Consider the following 26,248-nt stretch of genomic DNA (forward strand, 5'->3'; position numbering starts at 1 on the left):
ATTGCTGCCGGCTTCCGACCTAAGCACCCATTGCGGCCGCCCGCCGCCACGCGGCGGGTGATGCCGATGCTGTCCCTGCTCATCCTTCTCCCTTTTGTGGGCGCGCTGATCGCCGCCTGCATGCCGACCGGGTCGCGCAACCGCCCGGCGGCGGTGGCCGGCGCCGTCACCCTGGCCGCGCTGGTGCTGGCCATCGGCTCCTTCGGCCGGGTCAGCGACGGCGAGGTCCTGCGCGAACGCTACGCCTGGCTGCCCGACATGGGCCTCGACCTGATGCTGCGCATGGACGGCCTGGCCTGGGTCTTCACCGTCATGGTGCTCGGCATTGGCCTGCTGGTGCTGCTGTATGCGCGCTACTACATGTCGAAACGCGATCCGGTCGCGCGCTTCTTCGCCTACATGCTCGCGTTCATGGGCGCGATGCTGGGCGTGGTCCTGTCGGGCAATTTGATCCAGCTGGTCGTGTTCTGGGAACTCACCAGCGTCACCTCTTTCCTCCTGATCGGCTACTGGCAGCACCGCAACGACGCCCGCCGCGGCGCGCGCATGGCGTTTACGGTGACGACCATGGGCGGCCTGTGCCTGCTGGTAGGCGTGCTGATGCTGGGCCACATCGCCGGCAGCTACGAGCTCGACACCGTGCTGGCCGCCGGCGACCGGGTACGTGCCCACCCCTGGTATCTGCCGACCCTGGTGCTGGTCGCGCTCGGAGCGCTCACCAAAAGCGCGCAATTCCCCTTCCACTTCTGGCTGCCGCATGCGATGGCGGCGCCGACGCCGGTCTCCGCCTTCCTGCACTCGGCCACCATGGTCAAGGCCGGCGTGTTCCTGCTGATCCGCCTCTGGCCTGCCCTTTCCGGCACCGAGGAATGGACCTGGATCCTGGGCGCGGCCGGCGTCTGCACCTTGCTGATCGGTTCCTTCTTCGCGATCTTCCAGAACGACATGAAGGGTTTACTCGCCTACTCGACCATCAGCCACCTGGGCCTGATCGTCACCCTGCTCAGCATCGGCTCGCCCCTGTCCGTGGTGGCGGCCGTGTTCCATACGATGAACCACGCGATTTTCAAAGCCTCGCTGTTCATGGCGGTCGGGATCATCGACCACGAGACGGGCACGCGCGACATGCGCCTGCTGCGCGGACTGGGCAAGGCCATGCCCTACACCGCCGCGCTGGCCATCGTCGCCAGCGCGTCCATGGCCGGGGTGCCGCTGCTGAACGGTTTCCTGTCGAAAGAGATGTTCTTTGCCGAGACCATGCAGGTGGGCGGCACCGAAGACTGGTCGATGTCGTATGCGGCCGTGGCCATGGGCGTGTTCAGCGTGGCCTATTCGCTGCGTTTTATTAGCGTCTTCTTCGGGCCGCTGGCCGAGGACCTTCCCCACAAACCCCACGAGCCGCCACGCTGGATGCGCTTCCCCGTCGAATGCCTGGTGGTGCTGTGCATCGCCGTCGGCGTGATGCCGGAGCGGGCCGTGGGCGAGGTGCTGGCGGTAGGCGCGCGCGCGGTGCTGGGTGCATCTCTCCCCGAATACAACCTCGCGATCTGGCACGGCGTGAACCTGCCGCTGCTGATGAGCGTGGCCGCGCTGGCGGGCGGCCTGCTGTTCTACGTGCTGTTGCGGCGTTATTTCGACCTGGCCGAACGCGAGCGGGTGCCGGTGCTGTACCGCCTGAACGGCGCCCAGGCCTACGAGAACAGTCTATTGGCGCTGTCGCAGGCGGCCGCCTGGCTCGTACGCTGGACCGGCACCCGGCGCCTGCAATTGCAGCTGCTGGTGCTGATGGCGGCCATGGTCGCCGTGCCCCTGCTGCTGGTGCGGCCCTTGCCCGCGCTGCCGCCGCTGCGCATGACCGACCTCGATCCGCTGTTCGCCCTGCTGTGGGTGATCGGCGCCGCCTGCGCGCTGGGCGCGGCCTACCAGGCCAAATACCACCGCCTGGTGGCCCTGATCCTGGCCGGCGGCACCGGCGTCGTGACCAGCCTGACCTTTTTATGGATGTCGGCGCCCGACCTGGCGCTGACCCAGCTGATGGTGGAAACCGTGACCACGGTGCTGATCCTGCTCGGCCTGCGCTGGCTGCCGCCGCGCTTCGCCCCGCCCGGCCTGGCGCCGCGTATCCCGATCAGCAGCTGGCTGCGCCGGGGACGCGACGGCGCGATCGCCGTCGCCGGCGGCCTGGGACTGGCCGCCACCACCTATGCCCTGCTGTCGACCGAGGCGCCGTCCACCATCGCCGACTTCTTCGTCGAACGCGCCCTGCCCGAGGGCGGCGGCGCGAACGTCGTCAACGTGCTGCTGGTCGACTTCCGCGGCTTCGACACGATGGGAGAGATCACGGTGCTGTCGATCGTGGCACTGACCGTGTATGCGCTGCTGCGGCGCTTCCGCCCCGCGCCCGAGAGCATCGCGATTCCGGTACAGCAGGCCAGCGACGTCGATCCGGCCGTGAGCCAGACGCCGGCGCAGCAGGCCACGACCGGCTACCTGATGATCCCGGCCGTCTACCTGCGCTTCCTGCTGCCCTTCATGGGCATCATCGCGGTCTACTTCTTCATGCGCGGCCACAACCTGCCGGGCGGCGGCTTCGTCGCCGGCCTGATCTTCGCCACGGCGATCATCGTCCAGTACATGGTGGCCGGCACCGACTGGGTCGAGTCGCAGCTGCGCCTGCGCCCGCACCGCTGGATCGCCTGGGGCCTGGCCACGGCCTGCGGCACGGGCCTGGGCGCCTGGCTGTTCGGCTATCCCTTCCTCACCAGCCATACGGCGCACCTGCAGCTGCCGCTCTTCGGCGAGATCCACGTGCCGAGCGCTTTTGTGTTCGACCTCGGCGTGTTCCTGGTCGTGGTCGGCACCACCATGCTGATCCTGGTCGCGCTGGCGCACCAGTCGCTGCGCAGCCACCGCGCCCCGCCCGGCGCCACGCGCGCCACCATCCCGCCGGCCAAGGAGATCGCCTGATGGAACTCGCCCTGTCGCTGGCCATCGGCATCATTTTTGGGGCCGGCATCTGGCTGCTGCTGCGCCCGCGCAGCTTCCAGGTGCTCACGGGCCTGATGCTGATGTCCTATGCCGTCAACCTGTTCATCTTCGTCATGGGCCGCGTCTGGCTCGACCAGCCGCCGCTGACGCCCGCCGGCAACACGCCCGACCCGCGCGTGCTGGCCGACCCGCTGCCCCAGGCCCTGGTGCTCACCGCCATCGTGATCGGTTTTGCGACCACGGCCCTGTACCTGGTGGTGATGATCGGCGCGCGCGGCCTGACCGGCACCGACCATGTCGACGGCGAGGAGCCCGAGTTATGACGCCGCATCACCTGGTCATCCTGCCGATCCTCTTGCCGCTGCTGTGCGGCGCGGTGCTGGTGCCGTTTACGCAGGGCCGGCACGAACTGAAATTCGCACTGAGCTATGCCTCGGTACTCGGTTTGCTGGTCACGGCCTGCGCGCTGATGGTGAATGCCGACGGCGGCGCCTGGCCCGAGGGGATCGGCGTCTACCTCGCCGCCAACTGGGCCGCGCCCTTCGGCATCGCCCTGGTGGCCGACCGCCTGGCGGCACTGATGCTGCTGCTGACCGCCGTGCTGGCGCTGGCTTCGCTGCACTTCGCCATGAAGCGCTGGAGCCGCATCGGCGTGCACTTTCACTCGCTGTTCCAGTTCCTGCTGATGGGGATTAACGGCGCCTTCCTGACGCACGATTTATTCAATCTGTTCGTGTTTTTCGAGGTGATGCTGGCCGCCTCCTACGGCCTGGTCCTGCACGGCTACAACGCCGAGCGCCTGCGCGCCAGCATGCAGTACATCGCCGTCAACCTGGCGGCTGCCCTGCTGTTCCTGATCGGGACCGCCCTGATCTACGCCGCCACCGGCACCCTGAACATGGCCGATCTCGCTGTGCGCATCAGCGCCATCGCCCCCGAAAACATCGGCCTGCTGAAAGTCGGCGTCGCCGTGCTGGCGCTGGCCTTCCTCGTGAAAAGCGCGATGTGGCCGCTCGGCTTCTGGCTGCCGACCACCTATGCGGCCGCGTCTCCCCCAGTGGCGGCGATGCTGGTCCTGATGACCAAGGTCGGCGCCTACGTCATCCTGCGCCTGTGGCTGCTGCTCTTCGGCGACGAGGCCGGAGCCGCGGCCGGCTTCGGCTACGACGCCCTGGTCTGGGGCGGCATGGCTACCATCGTCTTCGGCGCGGCCGGCATGCTCTCGACCGACAGCGCCGGACGCATGGCCGGCTACAGTGCCGTGGTCTCCTCGGGCACGCTGCTGGCCGTGATCGGCTACGGCCAGCCCTCGCTCGTAACGGCCGGCCTGTACTACCTGATCGGCTCGACGCTGGCGGTGGCGGCGTTTTTGCTGCTGATCGAACTGATCGACCGCATCCGCACGCCGGGCGCGGCCATGCTGGCGCTGACCATGGAAGCCTGGGCCGTGGAGGACACGCCCGACGAGCCGCGCGGCAAAGGCGTGCCGGCGGCGATGGCCTTCCTGTCGCTGGCCTTTACCGCCTGCGCCTTGATGATCGCCGGCCTGCCGCCGCTGTCGGGTTTTATAGCGAAATTCAGCATGTTCCATGCGCTGCTCAATCCGGAACCCGGCGCCGGCGCCATCGACGCCACCGGCTGGACCCTGATGGCCCTGGTCGTCGCCTCCGGCCTGATCGCCATCATCTCGATGATGCGCTTCGGCGTGCGCACCTTCTGGGCCGCCGAGATGGTGACGCCGCCGCGCCTGCACCTGTCGGAAGTGGCGCCGGTGACGGCGTTACTGCTACTGTCGCTGGCGATGACGGTGCAGGCGCGCCCGCTGTTCGACTATCTCGGACGCGCCAGCGCCGACCTGCACGACCCGGGCCGCTACGCGCGCCAGGTATTACCGGGTCCGGTGGTCCCCAAGCCGGCGGAGGCGCCATGACGCGCTGGCTCCCTTATCCCCTGGTGTCGCTGGCGCTGTGCGCATTGTGGCTGCTGCTGAACCAGGCCTTCGATGCGGCCAGCATCCTGCTCGGCGCCGCGCTCGGCATCGCCCTGCCGCTGTTGCTGCGCCGCCTGCAGCCGCTCGGCTATCCGCGCCTGCACGCGCCCGCGACCCTGCTGCGCCTGCTGGGCATGGCCGGCGTCGAGATCGTCCGTTCCTGCTTCAACGTCAGCCGCATCATCCTGTTCGCCAAGCACGCGGACGTGAATTCGCAATTCATCCGCGTGCCCCTGACGATGCGCGACCCTTACGGCCTGGCCATGCTGTCCTGCCTGATCAACATGACGCCCGGCACGGTCTGGGTCGAGATCCTGCCCGAGGGGCACGAACTGTCCCTGCACGTGTTCGACCTGCACGATGCCGGATGGTGGATCGACACCATCAAAACGCGCTACGAGCGCCCCTTGATCGACATCTTTGAACCCAGGAGCGCCCGTGGCGACCTTGCTTGAACTCTCGATAGGCTACGCACTCGTGTGCGTGCTGGTGGCGATGGTGCTGTGCGCCCTGCGCCTGTTAATTGGCCCCTCGGCCCACGACCGCGTGCTCGCCCTCGACACCCTGTGGATGGCCGGCATGCTGCTGGCGCTGGTGCTGGGCATCCGCTTCGGCACGCAGGTGTATTTCGAGGTGGCGGTGCTGATCGCGCTGGTCGGCTTCGTTTCGACGGTCGCGCTGGCGAAATTCCTGATGCGCGGGGAGATCATCGAATGACCGGCATCGCCGACCTGCCCGCCTGGGCCGCTTTACCTGTCGCCCTGCTGCTGTTCGTCGGCGCCTCGATCATCCTGATCGGCGCCCTCGGCCTGCTGCGCCTGCGCACGTTTTATCAACGCATCCACGGACCGGCGATCACCATCACGCTCGGCGCCGGCTGCGTGCTGATCGCCTCGATGCTGTATTTCACGGTGTCACAGGCACGCCTGGTCATCCATGAGGTGATCATCGCCGCCTTCCTCCTGATGACGGCGCCGGTGGTGTCGATGCTGATCATGCGCGCCGCCGTCTACCGCGATTTACGCGCCAGGAAGCTGCATGCCGGCGCCACCGCGGGCGGCGTCTACACGATTGTCGAGGCGGAAACGCCCGCCAGCCCGGCGCCAGAGAAGGAATAGACGCGCGGCGCCGGATCTGGTCCATGCGTTAGATAGGGCACGGTGGCCGCCGCCGCTGGGGTCTACCCTGAGCTCATGGTCAAGCATGTCTCACCTCGCAAGCTGTACGCGATGAAACGAATGTCGGTCGCGCTGGCACGCGCCTCGGGCGCCCGGCCCTTCGGTCCGGCTACCGACAAGGCCCTGCGCTGGGCCGCCGCCTGGGGCATGGCCGGCGGCATCCGCACGCCCAATACCCCGCTGCGCCTGCGCCGTGATACGCTGATCGGCACGGTGGGCGCACGCTCCACGCATTGAGCCGGCTCACGGCAGCGCGCCGCACCGGGATTTTTCGTTTTCCGTCGCAGTCTCACCTGTCTTCCATTCCTGAGGAGAGCGGTCATGGCCTACGTCGATGGTTTTGTCATCCCAGTTCCCAAAGATAAACTCGAGGCCTACCTCGACATGTCCCGCAAATGCGCCGGCATCTGGCGCGATTTCGGCGCCACCGAATTCCGCGAATGCGTCGCCGACGACGTCAAGCCGGGCAAGCTGACCTCCTTCCCGCAGAGCGTGGACCTGCAGGAGGGAGAAGTCGTGATCTTTTCCTGGATCATCTACCCGTCGCGCGCCAAGCGGGACGAGGTCAACGACAAGGTCATGAACGACCCGCGCATGGCCGAATTCATGAAGCCGGAGAACATGGTGTTCGACGGCAAGCGCATGATCTTTTGGCGGGTTTGAGATGGTGGTGGATGCTTAGCCGGCTCTACGCTAGCAGGCCAACATAGGAAGTCTAACTAAGTTGGCCACGCCCCTTAGACGTTGTGAATGAGTTCGTGCCTTATGCAGCTTCGTTCGCTGCAGGCTGCTGTACTGCTGCGACGCGCCGAGCGCCTCCTGGACCTAACGCGAACAAACTCATTTCTCCAGCGTCAAACGGATTATGCATAAATGCTTGAACAGCGTCGGTTGAGCAAATGCTCTTAAAAATACGGTTTGCATAACTGTGCTCGACAGCTGCTGCGCTTGCAGGGCAGCACCAAGCCATCACTTGAATCATTGCAGCATGCTTTTGCCGCAGACTAGCAACTGAATGCGACCAGTGCGTAGCTTTAATCTTCAAACGATGAGGTTTCCAGATTGGCTCTAGATGAGCAACCGCGTTACGTAGATCTTGAATTTCTTTGAGCGTACTGAGCAGTGATGCAACATTGTCAGTATTACTCCAATGAGCGGGCTTGGAGTTTGGGTTCCCGTGGAAGGTATCTGTAAAAATTCTTGACTGTTGCGGCCTTGTTAGACCAGCAAGAAAACTTGGCCAGAATCCAAACGATAATGCTGCAACCACTGAATCTGGAGAAGGTTGTGAAGCGAGCCGTACTGGGGGCGAACCTGAGAAAAGTAATGCTGTAACTTTTTCTCGGGTCTTGCCACGAAGAGGCAAGCTGTCTTGCCGAGTGTAGTCATACCATGGATGAGAGTGACTACTTTGCTTAGAGCTGAAACGTGATGCAGCGACATGGATTGCGTTCCGAAGAGCAACCTCATACATCCCTAAACAAGGCTGAAACGCAGAAGCAATAGCTTGGCCCCAAAAGTAAGCACCTAAGGCTGCCTCATCAGTAGCGCACTTGAAAAAATCGACATAAGGTGCTATGCGTGGCTGCCCTAGAGTAGACAAAACATCCCGAGCGGTGGGAATTCGCTTTGGATCAAGTTCAATTGAGTTCTCATTGCTCATCGAAGGTTCTCGGGTTATACTTCCGTTGTAGCCCAATGTGATCCCACTCCCGCCCCTATCTTAGGGACCTAAGCCGGTGATGCCATGTTGGTAGAAGAGTCTAAAAGCCACCTCCGGGTGGCTTTTGACTTTCTAGAACGGATTTTGTTGTGTCTTCTCGACGTTTTAGCTATTTTAACCAGCTTTTACGAAGTTATCCACAGTATGATGGAACAACGCTAACTCTAGTGCCAAATCTGGCCCAACTTCTATGAACACGCCTAGGTTCGCTGACATTGTTGGGACAACACTCACCCAACACCGATCCTTGCTATCAGACCGTGTAAGGCTGGAGCGAAAACAACGTGGATTTAGTCAAACAGCATTTGCCGCAATGCTTGGAGTTCCACTGCGAACCTACAAACGCTTTGAACTCGGTGACAGTGACTCGTTAGAGATTTTTCTTCGAATCCTAATTTTTACGCAACGAACTATCGCTCTAGATCTCGTATTCCCTGACCCAGCAGCTGTTGTCAAACAGCGAACCCCATTAGCTGCGTTAGATCGGCTCAAGCAGACAAAAGCTGCAAAGGATCGTGCAACAGCCTTGGATTTAGAACACACCTCTAAAACGAACTGAGGTTAGAGGTGTGCAAAGGCGCGTCGCTGCGTAGGAGTTAGAACGGGATGTCGTCGTCCATATCCGAGAAGTTCGGTGCCGGACGCTGCGGCTGCGGACGGGCTGCCGGGGCCGGTGGCGCCTGGCGCGGGGCCTGCTGGCGCTGTGGCGGGGCGTCGTAGCCGCCGTCGTCCATGCCCATGTCGTTGCCGCCGCCCATGCCCTGGCGGCCGCCCAGCATCTGCATGTTTTCAGCGATGATGTCGGTGGCGTAGCGTTCGATGCCGTCCTTGTCGGTATACTTGCGGGTCTGCAGGCGGCCTTCGACGTAGACCGACGAGCCCTTTTTCAGGTACTGGCCGACGATCTCGGCCAGGCGGCCGAAGAACGAGATGCGGTGCCATTCGGTCAGCTCTTTCTGCTCGCCGGTGTTGCGGTCCTTCGACTTGTACGAGGTGGCGACCGCGATGTTCGCGATGGCGTCGCCGCTCGGCATGTAGCGGATTTCCGGGTCGCGGCCGAGGTTGCCGACGATGATGACCTTGTTAACTGATGCCATGTTGTTACTCCTTCAGGATTTGTGAGCCCTGGCTCTGCACTCTGTCTAAGCGCCAGGGAACTGGGTACTGCAGCACGATATTATGGGGCCGAAAAGCCGGCTTATAAAGAACATTTTGTTGGCCTTACTCAGCCTTTCGAGCGGCGCAAAACAGGGTAAATCGCTGTCGCAGAAACCGTCCCCAGGGTCGCCAAAATTTTTTTTCGGATTCTGAACTGTTTGCCATTGAAGCCCGGCGCAAACGGCCCACCTACACCGGACTGGGGTATTGTCGATTTCGCGCGCGCGGTCCGGATGGCGTGACAACTTGCCATCGCTGGTACACCAGAGTACTGGATGAATGTACAGCCGCAACAAAAACGCGCTACACTAGCAGATTCCCCCCGATTGGCCCGCCCAACGCGACAGTATCGTGCGCGGCCCCGCAAAACTTATTGAAAGCCTGCCAAAGTTAATGGAAGAAATTCGTATTCGTGGTGCCCGTACGCACAACCTGAAAAACATCAATCTCGACCTGCCGCGTAACAAGCTGATCGTGATTACCGGCCTGTCGGGCTCCGGTAAATCCTCGCTCGCCTTCGACACCCTGTATGCCGAAGGCCAGCGCCGCTACGTCGAGTCGCTGTCGGCTTACGCGCGCCAGTTCCTGCAGCTGATGGAAAAGCCGGACGTGGACCTGATCGAAGGCCTGTCGCCGGCCATTTCCATCGAGCAGAAGGCAACCTCGCACAATCCGCGTTCGACCGTCGGCACCGTCACCGAAATCCACGACTACCTGCGCCTGCTGTACGCGCGCGTCGGCACGCCCTACTGCCCGGACCACCCGCACGAGCCGCTCGCGGCCCAGACCGTTTCGCAGATGGTCGATTCCGTGCTGGCCATGCCGGAGGGAACCAAGCTGATGATCCTGGCGCCGGTCGTGGCCGGCCGCAAGGGCGAGCACAGCGATCTGTTCGCGGCCATGCAGGCGCAAGGCTTCGTGCGCTTCCGCATCCAGAGCGGCGTGAACGCCGCCAAGATCTACGAAATCGACGAGCTGCCGAAGCTGAAGAAGACCGAAAAGCATTCGATCGACGTCGTGATCGACCGTGTCAAAGTCAATGCGGACATCAAGCAGCGCCTGGCCGAGAGTTTCGAGACCGCGCTGCGCCTGGCCGACGGCCGCGCCGTTGCCTACGAGATGGATACGGAAAAAGAAACCGTGTTCTCGAACAAGTTCGCCTGTAACGTCTGCGGCTACTCGCTGCAGGAACTCGAGCCGCGCCTGTTCTCGTTCAACAACCCGATGGGCGCCTGCTCGCAGTGCGACGGCCTGGGCCACATCGAATTCTTCGATCCGAAGCGGATTGTCGCCTTCCCGAACCTGTCGCTGGCGTCCGGCGCCGTGAAGGGCTGGGATCGCCGCAACCAGTTCTATTTCCAGATGCTGTCGAACCTGGCGGACCACTACGAGTTCGACCTGGACAAGCCGTTCGAGCAGCTGCCGAAGAGCGCGCAGGATGCGGTGCTGTTCGGTTCCGGCAAGACCGCAATCCCGTTCACCTATGTGAACGAGCGCGGCCGCACTGTGATCCGCGAGCACACTTTCGAAGGCGTGGTGAACAACCTGCAGCGCCGTTATCGCGAAACCGATTCGATGGCGGTCAAGGAGGAGCTGGCAAAGTTCATCAACGAGAAGAAATGTCCTGCCTGCGAAGGCGCGCGCCTGCGTACCGAAGCGCGTTTCGTGAAGATCGGCCAGGGCGCCCAGCAGCGCGCCATCTACGAGGTGTCGGACAAGCCGCTGCGCGACACGCTGGAGTTCTTCGAGACGCTGGAACTGACGGGCGCCAAGAAGGACATTGCCGAGCGCGTCATCAAGGAAATCACGGCACGCCTGAAATTCCTGAACAACGTCGGCCTGGATTACCTGTCGCTCGATCGCAGCGCCGATACCCTGTCGGGCGGCGAGGCGCAGCGTATCCGCCTGGCGTCGCAGATCGGTTCGGGCCTGACCGGCGTGATGTACGTGCTGGACGAACCCTCGATCGGCCTGCACCAGCGCGATAACGACCGCCTGATCGCGACCCTGAAGCATTTGCGCGACATCGGCAACAGCGTGCTGGTGGTCGAGCACGACGAGGATGCGATCCGTACCGCCGACTACATCGTCGACATGGGTCCGGGCGCGGGCGTGCATGGCGGCGTCGTGATCGCCGAGGGTACGCTCGAGGAGATCATGCAAAACGAGCACTCGGTGACCGCCCAGTACCTCGACGGCCGCCGCAAGATCGTGGTGCCGAAGAAGCGTACCAAGGCCAACCCCGAGCGCCAGCTGGTGATCACCAACGCCACCGGCAACAATCTGAAAGGCGAGACCCTGACGCTGCCGGTGGGCCTGATGACCTGCATCACGGGTGTGTCCGGCTCCGGTAAATCGACTCTGATCAACGACACCCTGTATCCGGCCCTGTCGCGCCACCTGTACGGCTCGCAGACGGAACCGGCGCCGCACGACGCGATCTTCGGCCTGGAACACTTCGACAAGGTCATTTCCGTCGACCAGGCGCCGATCGGCCGCACCCCGCGTTCGAACCCGGCGACTTATACCGGCCTGTTCACCCCGATCCGCGACCTGTTCGCGACGGTGCCGACGGCCAAGGAACGGGGCTACTCGGCCGGCCGCTTCTCGTTCAACGTAAAGGGCGGCCGCTGCGAAGCTTGCCAGGGCGATGGCGTGATCAAGGTCGAGATGCACTTCCTGCCGGACGTGTACGTGCCTTGCGACGTCTGCCACGGCAAGCGCTACAACCGCGAGACGCTCGAGGTGCACTACAAGGGTAAAAACATCACCGAAGTGCTGGAGATGACGGTCGAAGACGCGCACGAGTTCTTCAAGCCGGTGCCGGTCATTGCACGCAAGCTGCAGACCCTGCTCGACGTCGGCCTTGGCTACATCAAGCTGGGCCAGAGCGCGACCACGCTGTCGGGCGGCGAGGCGCAGCGCGTGAAGTTGTCGCTGGAACTGTCGAAGCGCGATACGGGGCGTACCCTGTATATCCTGGACGAGCCGACCACCGGTTTGCACTTCGCCGACATCGATTTGCTGCTGAAGGTGATCCACCGTCTGCGCGATCAGGGCAATACGCTTGCGATCATCGAGCACAACCTGGACGTCATCAAGACGGCGGACTGGATCGTCGACCTCGGTCCGGAAGGTGGTGCCGGCGGAGGCAAGATCGTTGCCACGGGCTCGCCGGAAGAGGTGGCGAACAACAAGGCCAGTGTGACGGGCAAGTACCTGAAGCCGCTGCTGAAACAGTAAACGGTTTAGTTGGTTAAGGAAAAGGCAGAGCTGCGGCTCTGCCTTTTTTTGTAGGGTGGAGTCCCGACTCCACCCTACGGCCAGTGGTACATTTAGGCTCACTTCCACCGCCCAGCCGCCATCATGACCGACCTTGCCCTCGCCATCGTCCACCACCTGATCGTCTTCGGCATCGCCGCCGTACTGGCCGCCGAACTGGCGCTGATGCGCCCTGCCGCCATGTCCTCGCAAACGGTCAGGTTGCTGGGCCGCTTCGACGCCGCCTACGGCTTGCTGGCGCTGGCCATCCTGGCCGTGGGTTTCATCCGCGTCTGGTACGGCGCCAAGGGCCCGGATTTCTACCTGCACAACCACGCGTTCTGGGGCAAGATCGCCGCCTTCGCCGTGGTCGGCCTCATCTCGATCAAGCCGACGATCCGTATCGCCGCCTGGAAAAAGCGACTGAAGGCCGACGCCGCCTTCATGCCTGCACTCGATGAGGTAGGCACCCTGCGCCGGCTGCTGCTGATCGAGATCCACGTGTTCGCGCTGATCCCGATCTTCGCGGCGATGATGGCGCGCGGCGTCGGCTACGGAGTCGGCTGAGGACGCTGCAGCGACTGCATCGCCTCCCGGATGAAGCCGATCATGCGCTCGTCCACCATGCCCGGCTGCTTCAGCTCCGGCTCGTTCTGGAGGGCCTGGCGGATCTTTTGCTGGGTCGCGGGATTGTCGCCGGCATAGGAGCGGAACAGGTCGAACCAGTCGCGTGCCAGCGCCTGCGCTTCGGGTGAATCCGAAGCGCGTCCCTCGTCGATTGCCGTGCGCACGCGGGCGAGCAGCGGCGGCCATTCGGCATTGCGCTTGCCGAGATTGGCGCGCACGAAGGCCATCTCGTCGGCGTCGAGATAGCGTTCGTAGACCGCCAGCTGATTCTCTTTCGTGGCCGCCAGGATGAAGTCCATGACTTGTTGGGTGACGCCGGTGCGTTCCTGCACCGCGGGTTCCTGCTCGTGCATGGCGTTGAGTTTCGCGAACAGGATCGGATTCGAATTGGTATCGCGCGCAAGCGTCGCCATCCAGCGCCTGGCCAGGGAGCGCGCCCTGTCGTCGGCCGGGCTGGTGCCGGCGTCGATCAGGCCATGCACCTCGGTTACCAGCGCCTGCCACTCGCCTTCGATCTGCTCGGCCCGGGTGTACAGCGGCAGTTCCTGCAGTTCTTCCTGCGTAAAATATTTGTCGTACATCGTCATCTGCTCCAAAGTAGTCAGCCAGTCGGCCGGATCGGGCTGCCGCCCTGCGTCGAGCTGCCCACGCAGGCGCGCCAGGCGGCTGCGCAGGGCGCTGGCCTGCGCGATCTGCTGATCGAGCATGCCGATCTGGCGCTCGACGATGCTCGCCAGGGGCAGGTCCGGTCCGGATAGAGTGGTTCCGATGTCGGCCAGCGCCATGCCGAAGCGGCGCAGCGCCAGGATGCGGTGCAGCCGGGCGAGGTCGGATTCGTCATAGAGCCGGTAGCCGGCGTCGGAACGCGCCGAAGGAGACAGGAGCCCGATGTCGTCGTAATGGTGCAGCGTGCGCACGGTCAGCCCGGTGCGTTTTGCCAGCTCGCCAATTTTCAACAGCATCGTGTCCTCTCTTTCTTCATGCGTGCACCCATCCTCGGGCCTGACGCTGCGTGAGGGTCAAGCACTACTTGAAGCGTTAATATTAATACTTCAAGGAAATCACAGGACGAATCAAGATGCGATTACTCATCATGGGCAACTCGGGTTCCGGCAAGTCCTGGCGGGCACGCGCCTTGGCCGAGCAGCATGGATTGGCGCACCTGGACCTGGACACGATCGTCTGGGAACCGGGGCAGATCGCCGTGCCGCGCGCGCCGGAACAGGTTCACGCAGACTTGCTGGTCTTCGTGACGGGACACCAGCACTGGGTAGCGGAAGGCTGCTACGGCGACCTGGTGGAGGCGGCGCTGCCCTACTGTTCGGAGCTGGTCTTCATGAATCCAGGACGGGATGTGTGCCTGGAGAACAACCGCCGACGCCCGTGGGAGCCGCACAAGTACGCGTCGATGGAGGCGCAGCAAAGCAAGCTGGACTTTCTGCTGGACTGGGTGGCGGGGTATTACGAACGCGAGGATGCGATGTCGTACGCGTGCCACCGCCGCGTTTTCGATGGTTTCGAAGGACGCAAGACCGAGGTCACGTTGCAGACATGAGCCCGCCGCATCGGGCTTACTGGGCAGCTTCCGGCTTGCGGCGCACGTCCATCCAGACGCAGGTCGCCGTGCAGAGGAAGCCGGCACCCGCGCGGTCGCTGATGTTATAGGTCCACAGTGCCTGCGGGCCCTGGTAGGTGACCTGGCACAGGCCCTGCGGGGGCAGGCGTACCGAGGAAAGGAAGCAGGCGTCGGCCTCGGCGGACTCCGGAATCTGCTTCCAGGCGCCGTTGGTCGCCTCCTTGAGCGAGACATGGCGCACCTTGGTCGCCACCATTTCGAGCTGCTCGGCTACCTGCTGGGGCAATTGTTTTAAACTTTTTTCGGCTTGCTGCCTGGCGCGCGCTTCGGCGGCGACCATCCCTTGCACGCAGCCCAGCGCCCCCTGGATATCGGCCACTGTCTTGAGGGAGTCGATCTTCGCGCTGCAATCTTCCTGTGCCACGGCGCCGGACACCGCGCCTGCCAGTGCCCACGCCAGTACACCTCGCTTCATGCGGGATTTCATCGGCCACCTCCGGATTGTTATTGGTCACCTGAACACACAGCTCGCATCCCGCTCATTCGCATCGACGTTCTTGCAATTGTCGGACTTGGTTTTGGCCTGGGGCTTGCGTGACGCGGACGGGCGCGCCTTGGGCTTGGGCGCGGGCGTCGTGGCGGCAAGACCGGTGGTTTGACTGGCCCGGCTGTCGACTGCGGGTGGCGCCACATCCTGCGGCGGGGCGGACGGCGTGATGATGGGCGCGGATGCAGGAAAGCTGTCGGTCCCGGCGGCCGGCACCGATTCGCTTGGCGGCCCCGTGACGCCCGTCGACGCCGGCGCCGGCGCCGTGGTGCCGGCAGGCGTACGGTTTTTATCGCCGCTGCCGACCGTCACGGCCAGCACGGTCACCAGCAAACCGGCGGCCACGCCACCCAGCAGCAGGCGCCTGGCGTGCGGGCCACGTGCCGGTGACGGCGGCGCGGGCGCGTCCGGTGGCATCGCGCCGGTCTCCGTGCCGGGCAGCAGGTTGGGCTCGGGTTCCAGGATGAATCGCGGGCCACCTGCGCTTGCCGGGCTGGCCGCCGGGATGGCTTGCGTGTCGAGCACCGGCTCCCGCACCGGTGGCGCTGGCGCGGCCGCTTTCGGTTCCGCCACAGGCACCGGCTTGATCTTTTTGATTGGCGGCTTGCGCCGGCCTTTCCCGGCCGGTTCCGGCGGCGCAGGTGCGAGCGGCATCGTGAGATCCTCCGTCTCGGCCGGCGGCGCCTGGTCTTGCACGGCGGGCGGCGCCTTGAATTCCCATACCTGGACGGTCGGCGCAGCAGGCGGCATGGCCGGCGCCGGGTCCGCTTCGGGCATCCGTTCCGGCGCCGGCTCGGGCGGCGTCGACTGCGGCGCAGTTTCCCGCTCGGGCAATGCCGGCTTCGGCACGGGCGCCGTGAACAGCGCCTCCGGAATTGGCGGCGCGCTGTTCGGCTCGGTCACATCCGCGTAGGGCGGCAAGGGCGCTGCCGACGCCCCGGCCGACGTCATCATGGGTGGCGCGTCCGCTTCCGGGTGCAGCGGTGCGCAATGGATCGGGGGCTGCGGCCCATGTTCCTTTGGCCGGGGCGCTCTCGGTTTTTTCGGGCTCGCCCCGTATGGGACAGCGGGCGCCGGCGGCGTTTCCTGCGTTTCCCTGGTTTTCCGGCGCCGGTTGACACGTTGCTCCACAACGGACGGGGGCGTCTCTGCCTGCCACGGGGTGTCTCCTGGTTTCTTCAGTTCTGCCGGGTTCGGAGCGGGCTGGAACAGCTGGCCGCTGAGTGCCCGCATGTAGAGGACCGGCGTGCCCCATTCGATGGGATGGCCGTTGCCCTGCATGCGCAACCTGGCTTCGGTGAGCGAGGTATCGACAGCGCCGATCTCGACCAGGTCGCGATAAAAATAGCGGGTAAAGATCAGCGCGGCATCATCCGTGATCGAGGCTTGCATCGCCACCACGGCCGGCACGCCCTGACGCAGGAATCCCTGGGCCAGGCCGGAGAAAGGCACGTCCTGGGTGATCGCGCCGGAACAGGCATTCAGGACGATCAATCTCGGCAATGCCCCGCTGGGAAAGGCGGACCGTAAATGGGTCGCTTCCATTTCCAGGCCCTTGCCCGACTCCTGCTCGAGCACCAGGGCCCCCGGGATGCCGTGTCCGACGAAGTGAAAGATGTGCGCGCCGAAATGGCGCAGCGAATCGCGCAGGTTGTCGAAGGTGCAGCGGCCCGGGACGCGGCGCAATTCCAGCTGGCCGGCGCTGATCGAGGGCTCCAGCGCGCTGCGCAGGATGTCCCACTCGCGTGCAATGTCGAGCCGCGGGTGATCCGTCGGCGAGGACAGGGCCACCAGCACGCGCAAGGGTCCCTCGACCGTAATCGGCGGAATCGGTTGCGCCACCGGCAGGTAGCGCACCAGGGGCGTATGCTCGCGCACGGCCAGGAATTCCCTGCTTTCGGTGTCGAACAGGAATTCCCAGGGCCGCTCATGGAGTTCGCTGTCCTCGGGCAAGCGCAGGCGCACCCGCAAACCTTTTCCGCAGCGGAAGGACGAATCCAGCGAGGACCGGAACAGGTGTTCGATGTCGCCTGCAAACACGGCTTCGAACAGCTTGCCGCCGAAGTCCTGGATCGTGTTCGCCTTGCTCGAGCGGCCATGGCGCTGGCGAAGTCCGCCGTAGATCTCCGAGAGCAGGACGTTTTCCTGTTCCGCATCGAACGGCCATTTTACGTCGATGAAGGGACAATCGCCCTGGGGCGATTCCAGCACCCGCGCGCACAGCCGGTCACTCCCTTTCGGACTGATGATTTCCAGGTCGAAGTTCTGGTACATCATGGCAGTTCAGACGGTTCAGGAAGCGATATCGATGCCCATGCCGGGGCAGACCACATGTCTTAGACAGCGGAACGCGCCGAATGTGCGGCAGAGAGCGCAACGCAGGCGCCCGCCGTCAATGAAAAAGGGACAGGCGCTGGCCTGTCCCTTTTCCCGTTTATGCGGCTGCTTGTTGCAACCGTCGTCTCCTCACTACCTCGTCACCAGGCGCTCGCCCGGTTTGTACTGCACTTAGTCGGCCAGGCGGCTTTCCAGTTGCTGCTTGGTTGCCACCAGCTCTTGCGGCAGGTGGTAGGACAGCTTCTCGAACAGCTCGGTGTGCAATTTCAGCTCTTCGCGCCAGGCGTCCTTGTCGATCGAGGTGATCTGCGTGAACTGTTCCTGGGTGAACTCGACGCCGTCCCAGTTCAGGTCGCCATAGTTCGGCGAGGTGCCGAACATGTGCTCGCTGCCGCCAGCCTTGCCGGCAGTGCGGTCGAGGATCCAGCTCAGCACGCGCATGTTGTCGCCGTAGCCCGGCCACACGAAGTTGCCCGACTCGTCGGTACGGAACCAGTTGACGCAGAAGATCTTCGGCAGCGTGCCGTTGCCCTTGGCTTCGACTTTCTTTCCAAGATCGAGCCAATGCTGGAAGTAGTCGCTCATGTTGTAGCCGATGAAAGGCAGCATCGCGAACGGATCGCGGCGCACGACGCCCATCTGGCCGGCGGCGGCGGCGGTCGTTTCCGAGCCCATGGTCGCGGCCATGTAGACGCCTTCGACCCAGTTCTTCGCTTCGGTGACCAGCGGCACGGTGGTCGAGCGGCGGCCGCCGAAAATGAAGGCCGAGATCGGCACGCCGGCCGGATCGTCCCAGGCCTGGTCGATCACCGGGTTCTGGGTGGCCGACACGGTGAAGCGCGCGTTCGGGTGGGCGGCCTTGGTGCCCGATGCCGGGGTCCAGTCCTTACCCTGCCAGTCGATCAGGTGCGCCGGGGCCTCTTTCGTCATGCCTTCCCACCAGACGTCGCCGTCGTCGGTCAGCGCGACGTTGGTGAAGATGACGTTCTCGCGCAGCGAGGACATGCAGTTCGAGTTGGTCTTGTCGTTGGTGCCCGGCGCCACGCCGAAGTAGCCGGCTTCCGGGTTGATTGCGTACAGCTTGCCGTCGGCACCCGGCTTGATCCAGGCGATGTCGTCGCCGATGGTGGTGACTTTCCAGCCATTGAACGAGGTCGGCGGGATCAGCATGGCGAAGTTGGTCTTGCCGCAGGCCGAAGGGAAAGCGGCGGCGACGTATTTCTTGTCGCCCTGCGGCGATTCGACGCCGAGGATCAGCATGTGTTCGGCCAGCCAGCCGGTGCCGCCCTGCTGGGCTTCCTGGTAGCCCATGTTCGAGGCGATACGCAGCGCGAAGCATTTTTTACCGAGCAGCGCGTTGCCGCCGTAGCCCGAGCCGAAGGACCAGATTTCGCGGGTTTCCGGATAGTGGACGATGTACTTGGTGTTGTTGCACGGCCAGCGCACGTCCTGCTGGCCCGGCTGCAGCGGCATGCCGACGCTGTGCACGCAAGGCACGAATTCGCCATCGGCGCCCAGCACGTCGTACACGGCCTTGCCCATGCGCGTCATGATGCGCATGTTGACCGCCACATACGGCGAATCCGACAGCTCGACGCCGATGTGGGCGATCGGCGAACCCAGCGGGCCCATCGAGAACGGCACGACGTACATCGTGCGGCCGGCCATGCAGCCGTCGAACAGGCCGTTCAGGGTCGTGCGCATCTCGGCCGGGTCGGTCCAGTTATTCGTCGGGCCGGCCTGCTCTTTCGTTGCCGAGCAAATGAAGGTGCGGTCTTCGACGCGCGCCACGTCCGACGGATCGGAATGGGCCAGGTAGGAATTCGGACGTTTTGCGGGATTCAGGCGAATCATCGTGCCGGCATCGACCATCAGGCCGCACAGGCGGTCGTACTCTTCTTCCGAGCCGTCGCACCAGTAGATGGCGTCGGGCTTCGTCAGGGCGGCGATGTCCGCCACCCAATTGATGAGCTTCTGGTGTTTGACGTGGTCTGGGACGTTCAGGGCGGCGACACCGCTCATCACGGGCTGGTTCATTGGTACCTCCAACAATTAAGAATTCTGTGTGGTCCCGGCACGGCAGGAGCGTCGTAGGTGGCTGGGACTGCTGCGAATCCCTGGCTCTGGCAGAGCGGCGGTACGGCGGTCGTGTCGAGGCCTCGGCGGGCGAAGCGTGGAACGGTGAAGCCTGGTCTGATATACACTTTGATGCTGTCAAACCCTTAATATTCGGCCGATTGTACACCCCTCAAACGACGATTCAAGCTCTTCGAATCGAAAAATGTAGGAAATATAGTTGACTAATATAGTAGGCTACTTCGAATCCCGGAGAACCCGTTATTCCTTTACGTGCTCATCAATAACTTCGCTCAACTCCGATGAAAATCGCCATTCTCGACGACTACCAGAACGCCGTACCGGCCCTCGACTGTTACAAAATATTGGACGGCCATGAGGTCAAAGTGTTCAATAATTCCGCGCGCGGCCTGGGCCAGCTCGCGATCCGGCTCGCGCCCTACGATGCGCTGGTCCTGATCCGCGAACGGACGAGCCTGTCCGCCACCCTGCTGGACAAGCTGCCGAATTTAAAACTGATTTCGCAGACCGGCAAGGTAAGCGGTCATGTCGACGTGGCTGCCGCGACGGCACGCGGCATCGCGATTGCCGAAGGCGTGGGTTCGCCGGTGGCGCCGGCCGAGCTGACCTGGGCGCTGATCATGGCGGCCAGCCGCCGCATCGTCCCCTATGCGAACAATTTAAAAGACGGAATCTGGCAGACGGTGTCGACCAACCCGCAACTGAACGGCCTGGGGCGGACGCTGCGTGGGCGTACGCTGGCGATCTGGAGTTACGGCAAGATCGGCAAGCTGGTGGCCGGCTACGGTAAAGCCTTCGGGATGCGAGTACTGGTCTGGGGCGGCGAGCAGAGCCGGCAGGCGGCCATGGCCGACGGTTTCGAGGCGGCCGCGTCGCGCGAAGCCTTCTTCGAACAGGCCGACGTGCTGAGTTTGCACCTGCGCCTGGCCGACGCCACGCGCGGCATCGTCACGGCAAGCGACCTGGCGCGCATGAAGCCGGACGCTTTATTGGTCAACACGAGCCGGGCGGAACTGGTCGAAGCGGGGGCGCTGGAAGAGGCGCTGCACGCGGGCCGGCCGGGGATGGCGGCGCTCGACGTGTTCACGGACGAACCGCTGCCGCCCGATTCGCCGCTGCTGCGCATTCCGACGCTGCTGGCGACCCCGCACCTGGGATATGTCGAGCAGGATAGTTATGAGCTGTATTTCAGGGCGGCGTTTGAGAACATCGCCAACTTCGCGGCCGGCAAGCCGACGAACATTCTGAATCCTGAGGTGTTGTAGGGTGGGCGCCCCGTGCCCACCAAAACGATGAGCAGCGTTGGTTCAATCCGTGTCCGGTGGGCACGGGGCGCCCACCCTACGAAACACGTCAGCGCAGTTCAGGTTCGCCGGTGAGATTGGTGCGCCGCGCCGGCATCACGTGCGAACGCGTCCACAATCCGGCCCAGCCCGGCGGCCAGCCGATGTCGGGACCGGAGTACGCCGGCAAGCCGGCACGCACCGCGACGATCGGCACCGGCGGCGCTTCGATCAGGCCGCCGCCTGGCGGACGCTCGATGTTCAGGCTGTACATATAGCCCGGCAGCAGCGCATCGCAGGTGGCGGCGAACCAGGCCGTGTGGTCTTCGTCGCGGCCCAGGGCTTGCGCCAGTCCCTGCGGGTCGAACTTCGCCAGCGCGTGGATGAGTTCCTCGGTGCTGGCGCCGGGCGAGTCGCCCCATCCCATGACCGGGTTGTTGTTGTACTCGGCGCCCGATCCGTACCAGCCTTCGCGCCAGGAACGCTGCATCCAGTTGCGCTGGCCGGTGAACAGGTGCCAGCGCCAGTGCAGGCCGGAAGGCTTGGGCCACGAGTACAGATACAGTTTCTGGTAACCGGCCTGGTGCAGTTCGCGCACGACCGCCATCAGGCGCGCATGCGGCATGCGGTCGGGCGGCGCGCGCCGGAACAGGATCGGTTCGCCATCGGCGTGCTGGACTTCGTCGCTCGACAAATTGAGGTCGAGCGTGCGCGCTTCGTTGCCGAAGCGCGCGGAAATCCAGCCCGTCAGCAGGTTGACGTGGGTGATCACGCCATACCCGCGATGACGGTGGAAAATAACAGTTCCTGGAGCAACGGCTTTCATGAGTCTTGGGACTTGCCCTTGGTAAAAGATCAGTCTACTCATCCGATCCAGACGATTCTAGCGCAGTCACATCTGGATACACACCGTTTGGCGCTATGATGTTCCACCTTTTTTTACTGCGTGTATAAACCGATATGACTTTGCGACTCATCGCCACCGGCGGCACTTTCGACAAACACTACAACGAACTGAACGGCGTGCTCGGCTTTTCCGAAAGCCACATGCCAGAGGTAATCAAGCGCGCGCGCCTGACGATTCCGGTCGAGCTGGAAGTGCTGCCCCTGCTCGATTCGCTCGACATGCAGGATGCGGATCGCCAGCGCGTGCTCGCCTCCTGCCAGGCGGCCGGCGAAAAGGCGATCGTGATCGTCCACGGCACCGATACCATGCCGCAAACCGCCGCCATATTGGGCGCTGCCAATCTCGGCAAGACGGTGGTGCTCACCGGCGCCATGATTCCCTACGAGATCGCCAACTCCGACGCCCTGTTCAACCTCGGCTTCGCCTGCGGCGTCGCGCAAACCCTGGCGCCCGGGGTCTACGTGGCCATGAATGGGCAAGTTTTTGCGTGGAACAATGTGACCAAGAACCGCGCTGCAGGCGTGTTCGAACCGCTTTAAACAGCAAAAATACTCAATAGCATCAAATAAAGTTACTACAGGGCAGCGGAGCGCTGTCCTGTCCGTGAACTTCCTATACTTTTCTCTCCCAAGAACCGAGAGGAGAGTTTTTATGTCTGACCGTCCCATCCTGACCACGCGCCAGGGCCACCCCGTGCGCGACAACCAGTCGCTGCGATCCGTCGGCGAGCGCGGTCCGGCCACGCTCGAAAACTACCAGTTCATCGAGAAGATCACCCATTTCGACCGCGAGCGCATTCCCGAGCGCGTCGTCCATGCACGCGGCACCGGCGCCCACGGCTTTTTCGAAGCCTATGGCACGATCGGCGGCGAGCCGGCCAGCAAATACACGCGTGCGCGCGTATTAAATGAAACCGGCGTGCAGACGCCCGTCTTCGTACGTTTCTCGACCGTTATCGGCGGCAAGGACTCGCCAGAAACGGCACGCGATCCGCGCGGCTTTGCGGTGAAACTGAAAACCGTCGAGGGCAACTGGGACCTGGTCGGCAACAATCTGAAGGTGTTCTTCATTCGGGATGCGATTAAATTTCCGGACATGATCCATGCGTTTAAACCGGACCCGGTAACGAACCAGCAGGAAGCCTGGCGCTTCTACGATTTCGTCGCCAACTCTCCGGAAGCGCTGCACATGGTGACCTGGGTAAAGAGCCCGTGGGGCATCCCGGCCAATTACCGCGAGATGGAAGGCTCGGGCGTCAACACCTATAAACTGGTGAACGACGAGGGCGTGGCCCACCTCGTGAAATTCCACTGGCAGCCGCGGCAGGGCGTGCGCAACCTCACCGCGGCGCAGGCGGCCGAGATCCAGGCCCACGACACCAGCCACGCCACCCGCGACCTATATGATGCGATCGAACGCGGCGATTATCCGGAGTGGGAATTCTGCGTGCAGATCATGGCCGACGGCGAGCATCCCGAGCTCGACTTCGATCCGCTGGACGACACCAAGCGCTGGCCGGAAGACCGGTTCCCGCTGCTGCCGGTCGGCCGCATGGTGCTCGACCGCAACCCGGACAATGTCTTCGCCGAAACGGAGCAATCCGCCTTCGGTACCGGCGTGCTGGTCGACGGCATCGACTTTTCGGACGACAAGATGCTGCAGGGCCGTACCCTGTCCTACTCCGACACCCAGCGCTACCGCGTCGGTCCGAACTACCTGCAGCTGCCGATCAATGCGCCGCAAGAAAAGGCACGCGCCCGCACCAACCAGCGCGATGGCCAGATGACCTATGTCGTCGACGACAGCGGAGAAAACAAGCACATCAACTACGAGCCGAGCTTGCTGGGCGGCACGCAGGAAGCCTTGAGGCCGGCGCGCGATTATCACCAGTATGTGGAAGGCCACCTGGGCCGCTACCAGACGACGAATACGCGCAGCGACTACAAGCAGGCAGGCGACCGCTACCGTACGTTCGAGGACTGGGAGCGCGACGAACTGGTGAACAATGTCGGCGGCGACCTGAAGCAATGCCCCGAAGTCGTACAGTTGCGCATGGTGTGGCACCTGTGGCATTGCGACGAGGATTATGGGCGCCGCGTGGCGGAAGTGGCCGGCATCGACCTCGAGAAAGCGAAGGCGCTGCCGCCGCTGCCCGGTAAGCCGATGCCGCACGAGAATCGCCAGGGTGCGACTTATACCGATGGCAGGAGCGAGGAGCCGGCGACCAGCGACGAGGTGGCGAGCGCGAAGTAAGCCGCAAAGCAAAACGGACCCGTGCGGGTCCGTTTTTTCCGACTCTGTAGCGTAGGGCGTAGGGTGGGCGCCCCGTGCCCACCATTACGATGCGTTAACGCGGCGCATGCTCCGGTGGGCACAGGGCGCCCACCCTACCAACATTGTGGGCGGTTACGCCTTCGCTTCGCCGCCCAGCGCTTCGACCACATCAGCCAGCATCTTCGCCAGCTCGCCGGTCATCAGCATGATGTCGTTATCGAAACGCTCGTCGTCGCTGTGCGTGACGGCTTGTCCCTCGTTGATGACGTCCAGCGGCTTGACGCCCTTGATCGCCAGCGATTCGGTCAGGACAAAACTGATGCGGCTGTTCCAGGTCATCGCCAGGCGCGTGCACTGTTTGCCTGCCGCGATGTGGCGGCGGATGTCGTCCGGATCGAGCGAGTGTTTGACGTAACGCACGGCGGCGCGGCTTTCGCCGGTGGCGCGCAGTTCCGTGTCCTGGTCGATCGTGAAGTTGTACGGCGCCTCGTCGGCTTCCAGCCAGCCGGTCATGACGGCGACTGGAGATTTCTGCACGCGCAGCGATTCGAGCGGCATGCGGTCCACGGCTTTGAGCAGCAGTTTCACGACGTCGTCGGCCTTGGCCGGGCTGGCGGCATCGACGACCAACCAGCCGTTGACCGGGTCGATCCAGGTCCAGGTATTGCTGCGGATCGTGAACGCGCGCGGCAGCAGTTCGTCGGCCACGCGTTCCTTCAGTTCCTTCATCGCCTTCTTACCTGGCGGGAAGCCCTGCTGTTCTTCCAGTTCGGCGGCCTTGGCCTTGGCGACCTGGTTGATGACCGAGCTCGGCAGCAGCTTCTTTTCGGTGCCCAGCATCATCAGCATCTGCTTGTTGACGACGTGGACCAGGCCGCCGTTCGGACGCGGCGCATCCCAGCCCTGGCGCAGCAGTTCGTTGCTGTTCGCCGGCGTGAAGGCTTGCGACGCCAGCGCCTGTTCCATCTGTTCAGGCGTAAAGGCCCAGGGTGCGGGCAGGCGGTAAATCTGAAGATTCTTGAACCACATAGTTGCTTTCTGTTGTCTCAGTATTTCAGGGGAACGACATTCTACACGCTGGAGTCGCCACATTTTCACGCGGCAACAACAACGTTTTAATGTGTTGCGTGTTCGTCAAACAGGCTCAGCTGTTCGACATGTTCGGTGTCGCCCAGGCGCACGCCCACGCCCAGCAGGCGTACGGGGCGGCTGGCGCGCAGCCAGCCGGTTTCCATCAGGCGGGCGAAGGTGGGCAGGTGTGGCGCATAGGCGACGCACTCGACGGTGGTCTGCTGGAAGTCCGCGAATTTGATTTTTACAAACAGCTTGTTGATGAATTTTTCCGCACCGGCACGTTTGATGCGTCCCAGCAGGTGTTCATATAAATCGGGCAGCAGTTCCAGGCAGGCCGGCAGGTCCGGCACATCATTGGTATAGGTTTCCTCGGTGCTGACCGATTTGCGCTCGCGCTCCGGGCTGACTTCGCGGAAATCGATGCCGCGGCACAGGTTGTGCAGCCGCGCGCCGAAACTGCCGAAGTGGTGCTGCAGCTCCTGCAAGGTCCAGCTGCGCAGGTCGGCGCAAGTCTGCGCGCCCAGCTTGTTCAATTTCGCCGCCGTCACCTTGCCGACGCCATGCAGCTTTTTCACGGGCAGCGCCGCCACGAAGGCGTCGACCTCTTCCGGGCGCACCAGGAACAGGCCATCCGGCTTGTTCCAGTCGCTGGCGATTTTCGCCACGAATTTGTTTGGCGCCACGCCGGCCGAAGCTGTGATGCCGACGGTCTCGAAGATGCGCTGGCGGATTTCCTGGGCGATCAGGGTGGCGCTGCCCTTGCAGTGCGGAGAATTGGAAACGTCGAGGTAGGCTTCGTCGAGCGACAGCGGTTCGACGAGGTCCGTGTAGTCGCTGTAGATCTCCATGATCTGGCGCGAGGCAATCCGGTATTTTTCCATCGCCGGCGGGATGACCAGCAGCTCCGGACAGAGTTTCATGGCTTGCGCAGTGGCCATGGCCGAGTGGATGCCATAGCGGCGCGCCTCGTAGTTACAGGTCGCCACCACCCCGCGCTGGTCCGGACGGCCGCCGACGGCGAGCGGCCGCCCGCGCAGGGACGGATCGTCGCGCATCTCGACCGAGGCATAAAAGCAGTCGCAATCGCAATGGATGATTTTACGTGCGGGGGCGTTCACTCTGGCGGCGGCCGGAGCCGACTACTGTAATTCTGTACAGTATCTCGTCAATTGGGATTCCGTGCAAGAGGCGCAGGCGGCGGCGCTCCAGGCAAAAAAAGACGCGCGGC

24 protein-coding genes are annotated in these 26,248 nt (G+C 63.5%); 15 read left to right on the forward strand and 9 right to left on the reverse strand.

Annotated elements, in window-relative coordinates; all coding sequences use genetic code 11:
* Positions 1-60 precede the first annotated feature (60 nt).
* The 8 genes from ACFPQ5_RS03810 (at position 61) to ACFPQ5_RS03845 (ending at position 6,819) form a co-directional block, all read left to right on the forward strand.
* The gene (locus ACFPQ5_RS03810; protein WP_379751937.1) at positions 61-2,967 is read left to right on the forward strand and encodes a monovalent cation/H+ antiporter subunit A; all 2,907 of its coding nucleotides are present in this window, start codon (positions 61-63) and stop codon (positions 2,965-2,967) included.
* A complete protein-coding gene (locus ACFPQ5_RS03815) occupies positions 2,967-3,311 on the forward strand; it encodes a Na+/H+ antiporter subunit C (RefSeq protein ID WP_379751938.1) in 345 nt (114 codons plus the stop codon). Before ACFPQ5_RS03810 ends, ACFPQ5_RS03815 begins: the two co-directional genes overlap by 1 nt.
* Entirely contained in the window at positions 3,308-4,918 is a 1,611-nt protein-coding gene (locus ACFPQ5_RS03820; RefSeq protein WP_379751939.1) for a monovalent cation/H+ antiporter subunit D, read from the forward strand. The genes ACFPQ5_RS03815 and ACFPQ5_RS03820 overlap by 4 nt, the downstream gene beginning before the upstream one ends.
* Positions 4,915-5,433, forward strand: a complete 519-nt coding sequence (locus ACFPQ5_RS03825; RefSeq protein WP_379751940.1) for a Na+/H+ antiporter subunit E — start codon at positions 4,915-4,917, stop codon at positions 5,431-5,433. The genes ACFPQ5_RS03820 and ACFPQ5_RS03825 overlap by 4 nt, the downstream gene beginning before the upstream one ends.
* A complete protein-coding gene (locus ACFPQ5_RS03830; protein ID WP_136220507.1) occupies positions 5,417-5,695 on the forward strand; it encodes a K+/H+ antiporter subunit F in 279 nt (92 codons plus the stop codon). Before ACFPQ5_RS03825 ends, ACFPQ5_RS03830 begins: the two co-directional genes overlap by 17 nt.
* The gene (gene mnhG, locus ACFPQ5_RS03835) at positions 5,692-6,096 is read left to right on the forward strand and encodes a monovalent cation/H(+) antiporter subunit G (RefSeq protein WP_379751942.1); all 405 of its coding nucleotides are present in this window, start codon (positions 5,692-5,694) and stop codon (positions 6,094-6,096) included. The genes ACFPQ5_RS03830 and mnhG overlap by 4 nt, the downstream gene beginning before the upstream one ends.
* A gap of 111 nt (positions 6,097-6,207) precedes the next feature.
* On the forward strand, positions 6,208-6,393 hold the full coding sequence (locus ACFPQ5_RS03840) for a hypothetical protein (protein ID WP_379751943.1): 186 nt from the start codon (positions 6,208-6,210) through the stop codon (positions 6,391-6,393).
* A gap of 84 nt (positions 6,394-6,477) precedes the next feature.
* On the forward strand, positions 6,478-6,819 hold the full coding sequence (locus ACFPQ5_RS03845) for a DUF1428 domain-containing protein (RefSeq protein WP_379751945.1): 342 nt from the start codon (positions 6,478-6,480) through the stop codon (positions 6,817-6,819).
* Between the two features lie 100 nt (positions 6,820-6,919).
* On the opposite strand, the gene ACFPQ5_RS03850 is transcribed toward ACFPQ5_RS03845, so the two are convergent.
* Positions 6,920-7,819, reverse strand: a complete 900-nt coding sequence (locus ACFPQ5_RS03850; RefSeq protein WP_379751946.1) for a hypothetical protein — start codon at positions 7,817-7,819, stop codon at positions 6,920-6,922.
* 250 nt (positions 7,820-8,069) lie between these two features.
* Here ACFPQ5_RS03850 and ACFPQ5_RS03855 point away from each other — a divergent pair, with 250 nt between their 5' ends.
* Complete coding sequence (locus tag ACFPQ5_RS03855; RefSeq protein ID WP_379751948.1) at positions 8,070-8,438, forward strand: helix-turn-helix transcriptional regulator; 369 nt, start codon at positions 8,070-8,072, stop codon at positions 8,436-8,438.
* A gap of 37 nt (positions 8,439-8,475) precedes the next feature.
* On the opposite strand, the gene ssb is transcribed toward ACFPQ5_RS03855, so the two are convergent.
* The gene (gene ssb, locus ACFPQ5_RS03860; RefSeq protein ID WP_136220499.1) at positions 8,476-8,976 is read right to left on the reverse strand and encodes a single-stranded DNA-binding protein; all 501 of its coding nucleotides are present in this window, start codon (positions 8,974-8,976) and stop codon (positions 8,476-8,478) included.
* A gap of 454 nt (positions 8,977-9,430) precedes the next feature.
* Between ssb and uvrA the strand changes: the two genes are divergently transcribed.
* Positions 9,431-12,280: an excinuclease ABC subunit UvrA gene (uvrA, locus tag ACFPQ5_RS03865; protein WP_379751949.1), complete on the forward strand. Its 2,850-nt coding sequence runs from the start codon at positions 9,431-9,433 to the stop codon at positions 12,278-12,280.
* 123 nt (positions 12,281-12,403) lie between these two features.
* Positions 12,404-12,865, forward strand: coding sequence for a DUF2214 family protein (locus ACFPQ5_RS03870; protein ID WP_379751950.1), 462 nt, complete (start codon positions 12,404-12,406; stop codon positions 12,863-12,865).
* On the opposite strand, the gene ACFPQ5_RS03875 is transcribed toward ACFPQ5_RS03870, so the two are convergent.
* Complete coding sequence (locus ACFPQ5_RS03875; protein WP_379751951.1) at positions 12,850-13,887, reverse strand: MerR family transcriptional regulator; 1,038 nt, start codon at positions 13,885-13,887, stop codon at positions 12,850-12,852. The two genes, ACFPQ5_RS03870 and ACFPQ5_RS03875, sit on opposite strands and share 16 nt — an antisense overlap.
* Positions 13,888-14,003: 116 nt before the next feature.
* Between ACFPQ5_RS03875 and ACFPQ5_RS03880 the strand changes: the two genes are divergently transcribed.
* Positions 14,004-14,480: a P-loop NTPase family protein gene (locus ACFPQ5_RS03880; protein WP_379751953.1), complete on the forward strand. Its 477-nt coding sequence runs from the start codon at positions 14,004-14,006 to the stop codon at positions 14,478-14,480.
* A gap of 16 nt (positions 14,481-14,496) precedes the next feature.
* On the opposite strand, the gene ACFPQ5_RS03885 is transcribed toward ACFPQ5_RS03880, so the two are convergent.
* The 3 genes from ACFPQ5_RS03885 to ACFPQ5_RS03895 form a co-directional block, all read right to left on the reverse strand.
* Positions 14,497-14,976, reverse strand: coding sequence for a hypothetical protein (locus tag ACFPQ5_RS03885; RefSeq protein ID WP_379751955.1), 480 nt, complete (start codon positions 14,974-14,976; stop codon positions 14,497-14,499).
* A gap of 36 nt (positions 14,977-15,012) precedes the next feature.
* Positions 15,013-17,325 (reverse strand): CHAT domain-containing protein, encoded by a 2,313-nt coding sequence (locus ACFPQ5_RS03890; RefSeq protein ID WP_379751956.1) that lies wholly within the window; start codon positions 17,323-17,325, stop codon positions 15,013-15,015.
* A gap of 231 nt (positions 17,326-17,556) precedes the next feature.
* Positions 17,557-19,422 (reverse strand): phosphoenolpyruvate carboxykinase (GTP), encoded by a 1,866-nt coding sequence (locus tag ACFPQ5_RS03895; RefSeq protein WP_379751957.1) that lies wholly within the window; start codon positions 19,420-19,422, stop codon positions 17,557-17,559.
* A 341-nt stretch (positions 19,423-19,763) separates the two neighbouring features.
* On the opposite strand from ACFPQ5_RS03895, the gene ACFPQ5_RS03900 reads away from it, so the two are divergent.
* Positions 19,764-20,747: a D-2-hydroxyacid dehydrogenase family protein gene (locus ACFPQ5_RS03900; RefSeq protein ID WP_379751958.1), complete on the forward strand. Its 984-nt coding sequence runs from the start codon at positions 19,764-19,766 to the stop codon at positions 20,745-20,747.
* A gap of 88 nt (positions 20,748-20,835) precedes the next feature.
* Here the strand turns inward: ACFPQ5_RS03900 and ACFPQ5_RS03905 are convergent, their stop codons facing one another.
* On the reverse strand, positions 20,836-21,591 hold the full coding sequence (locus ACFPQ5_RS03905; protein ID WP_379751959.1) for an L-asparaginase: 756 nt from the start codon (positions 21,589-21,591) through the stop codon (positions 20,836-20,838).
* 134 nt (positions 21,592-21,725) lie between these two features.
* On the opposite strand from ACFPQ5_RS03905, the gene ACFPQ5_RS03910 reads away from it, so the two are divergent.
* The gene (locus ACFPQ5_RS03910; RefSeq protein ID WP_379751960.1) at positions 21,726-22,211 is read left to right on the forward strand and encodes an asparaginase domain-containing protein; all 486 of its coding nucleotides are present in this window, start codon (positions 21,726-21,728) and stop codon (positions 22,209-22,211) included.
* A gap of 112 nt (positions 22,212-22,323) precedes the next feature.
* Entirely contained in the window at positions 22,324-23,925 is a 1,602-nt protein-coding gene (locus ACFPQ5_RS03915; protein ID WP_379751962.1) for a catalase, read from the forward strand.
* Between the two features lie 153 nt (positions 23,926-24,078).
* Here the strand turns inward: ACFPQ5_RS03915 and ACFPQ5_RS03920 are convergent, their stop codons facing one another.
* Together ACFPQ5_RS03920 and dinB are read right to left on the reverse strand one after the other, a co-directional pair.
* Positions 24,079-24,975: a recombination-associated protein RdgC gene (locus tag ACFPQ5_RS03920; protein WP_379751963.1), complete on the reverse strand. Its 897-nt coding sequence runs from the start codon at positions 24,973-24,975 to the stop codon at positions 24,079-24,081.
* An 86-nt stretch (positions 24,976-25,061) separates the two neighbouring features.
* The gene (gene dinB / locus ACFPQ5_RS03925; protein WP_379751964.1) at positions 25,062-26,138 is read right to left on the reverse strand and encodes a DNA polymerase IV; all 1,077 of its coding nucleotides are present in this window, start codon (positions 26,136-26,138) and stop codon (positions 25,062-25,064) included.
* Positions 26,139-26,248 lie beyond the last annotated feature (110 nt).

The sequence above is a fragment of the Massilia suwonensis genome (assembly GCF_042655665.1).
In the GTDB taxonomy this organism is placed as follows: domain Bacteria; phylum Pseudomonadota; class Gammaproteobacteria; order Burkholderiales; family Burkholderiaceae_D; genus Telluria; species Telluria suwonensis.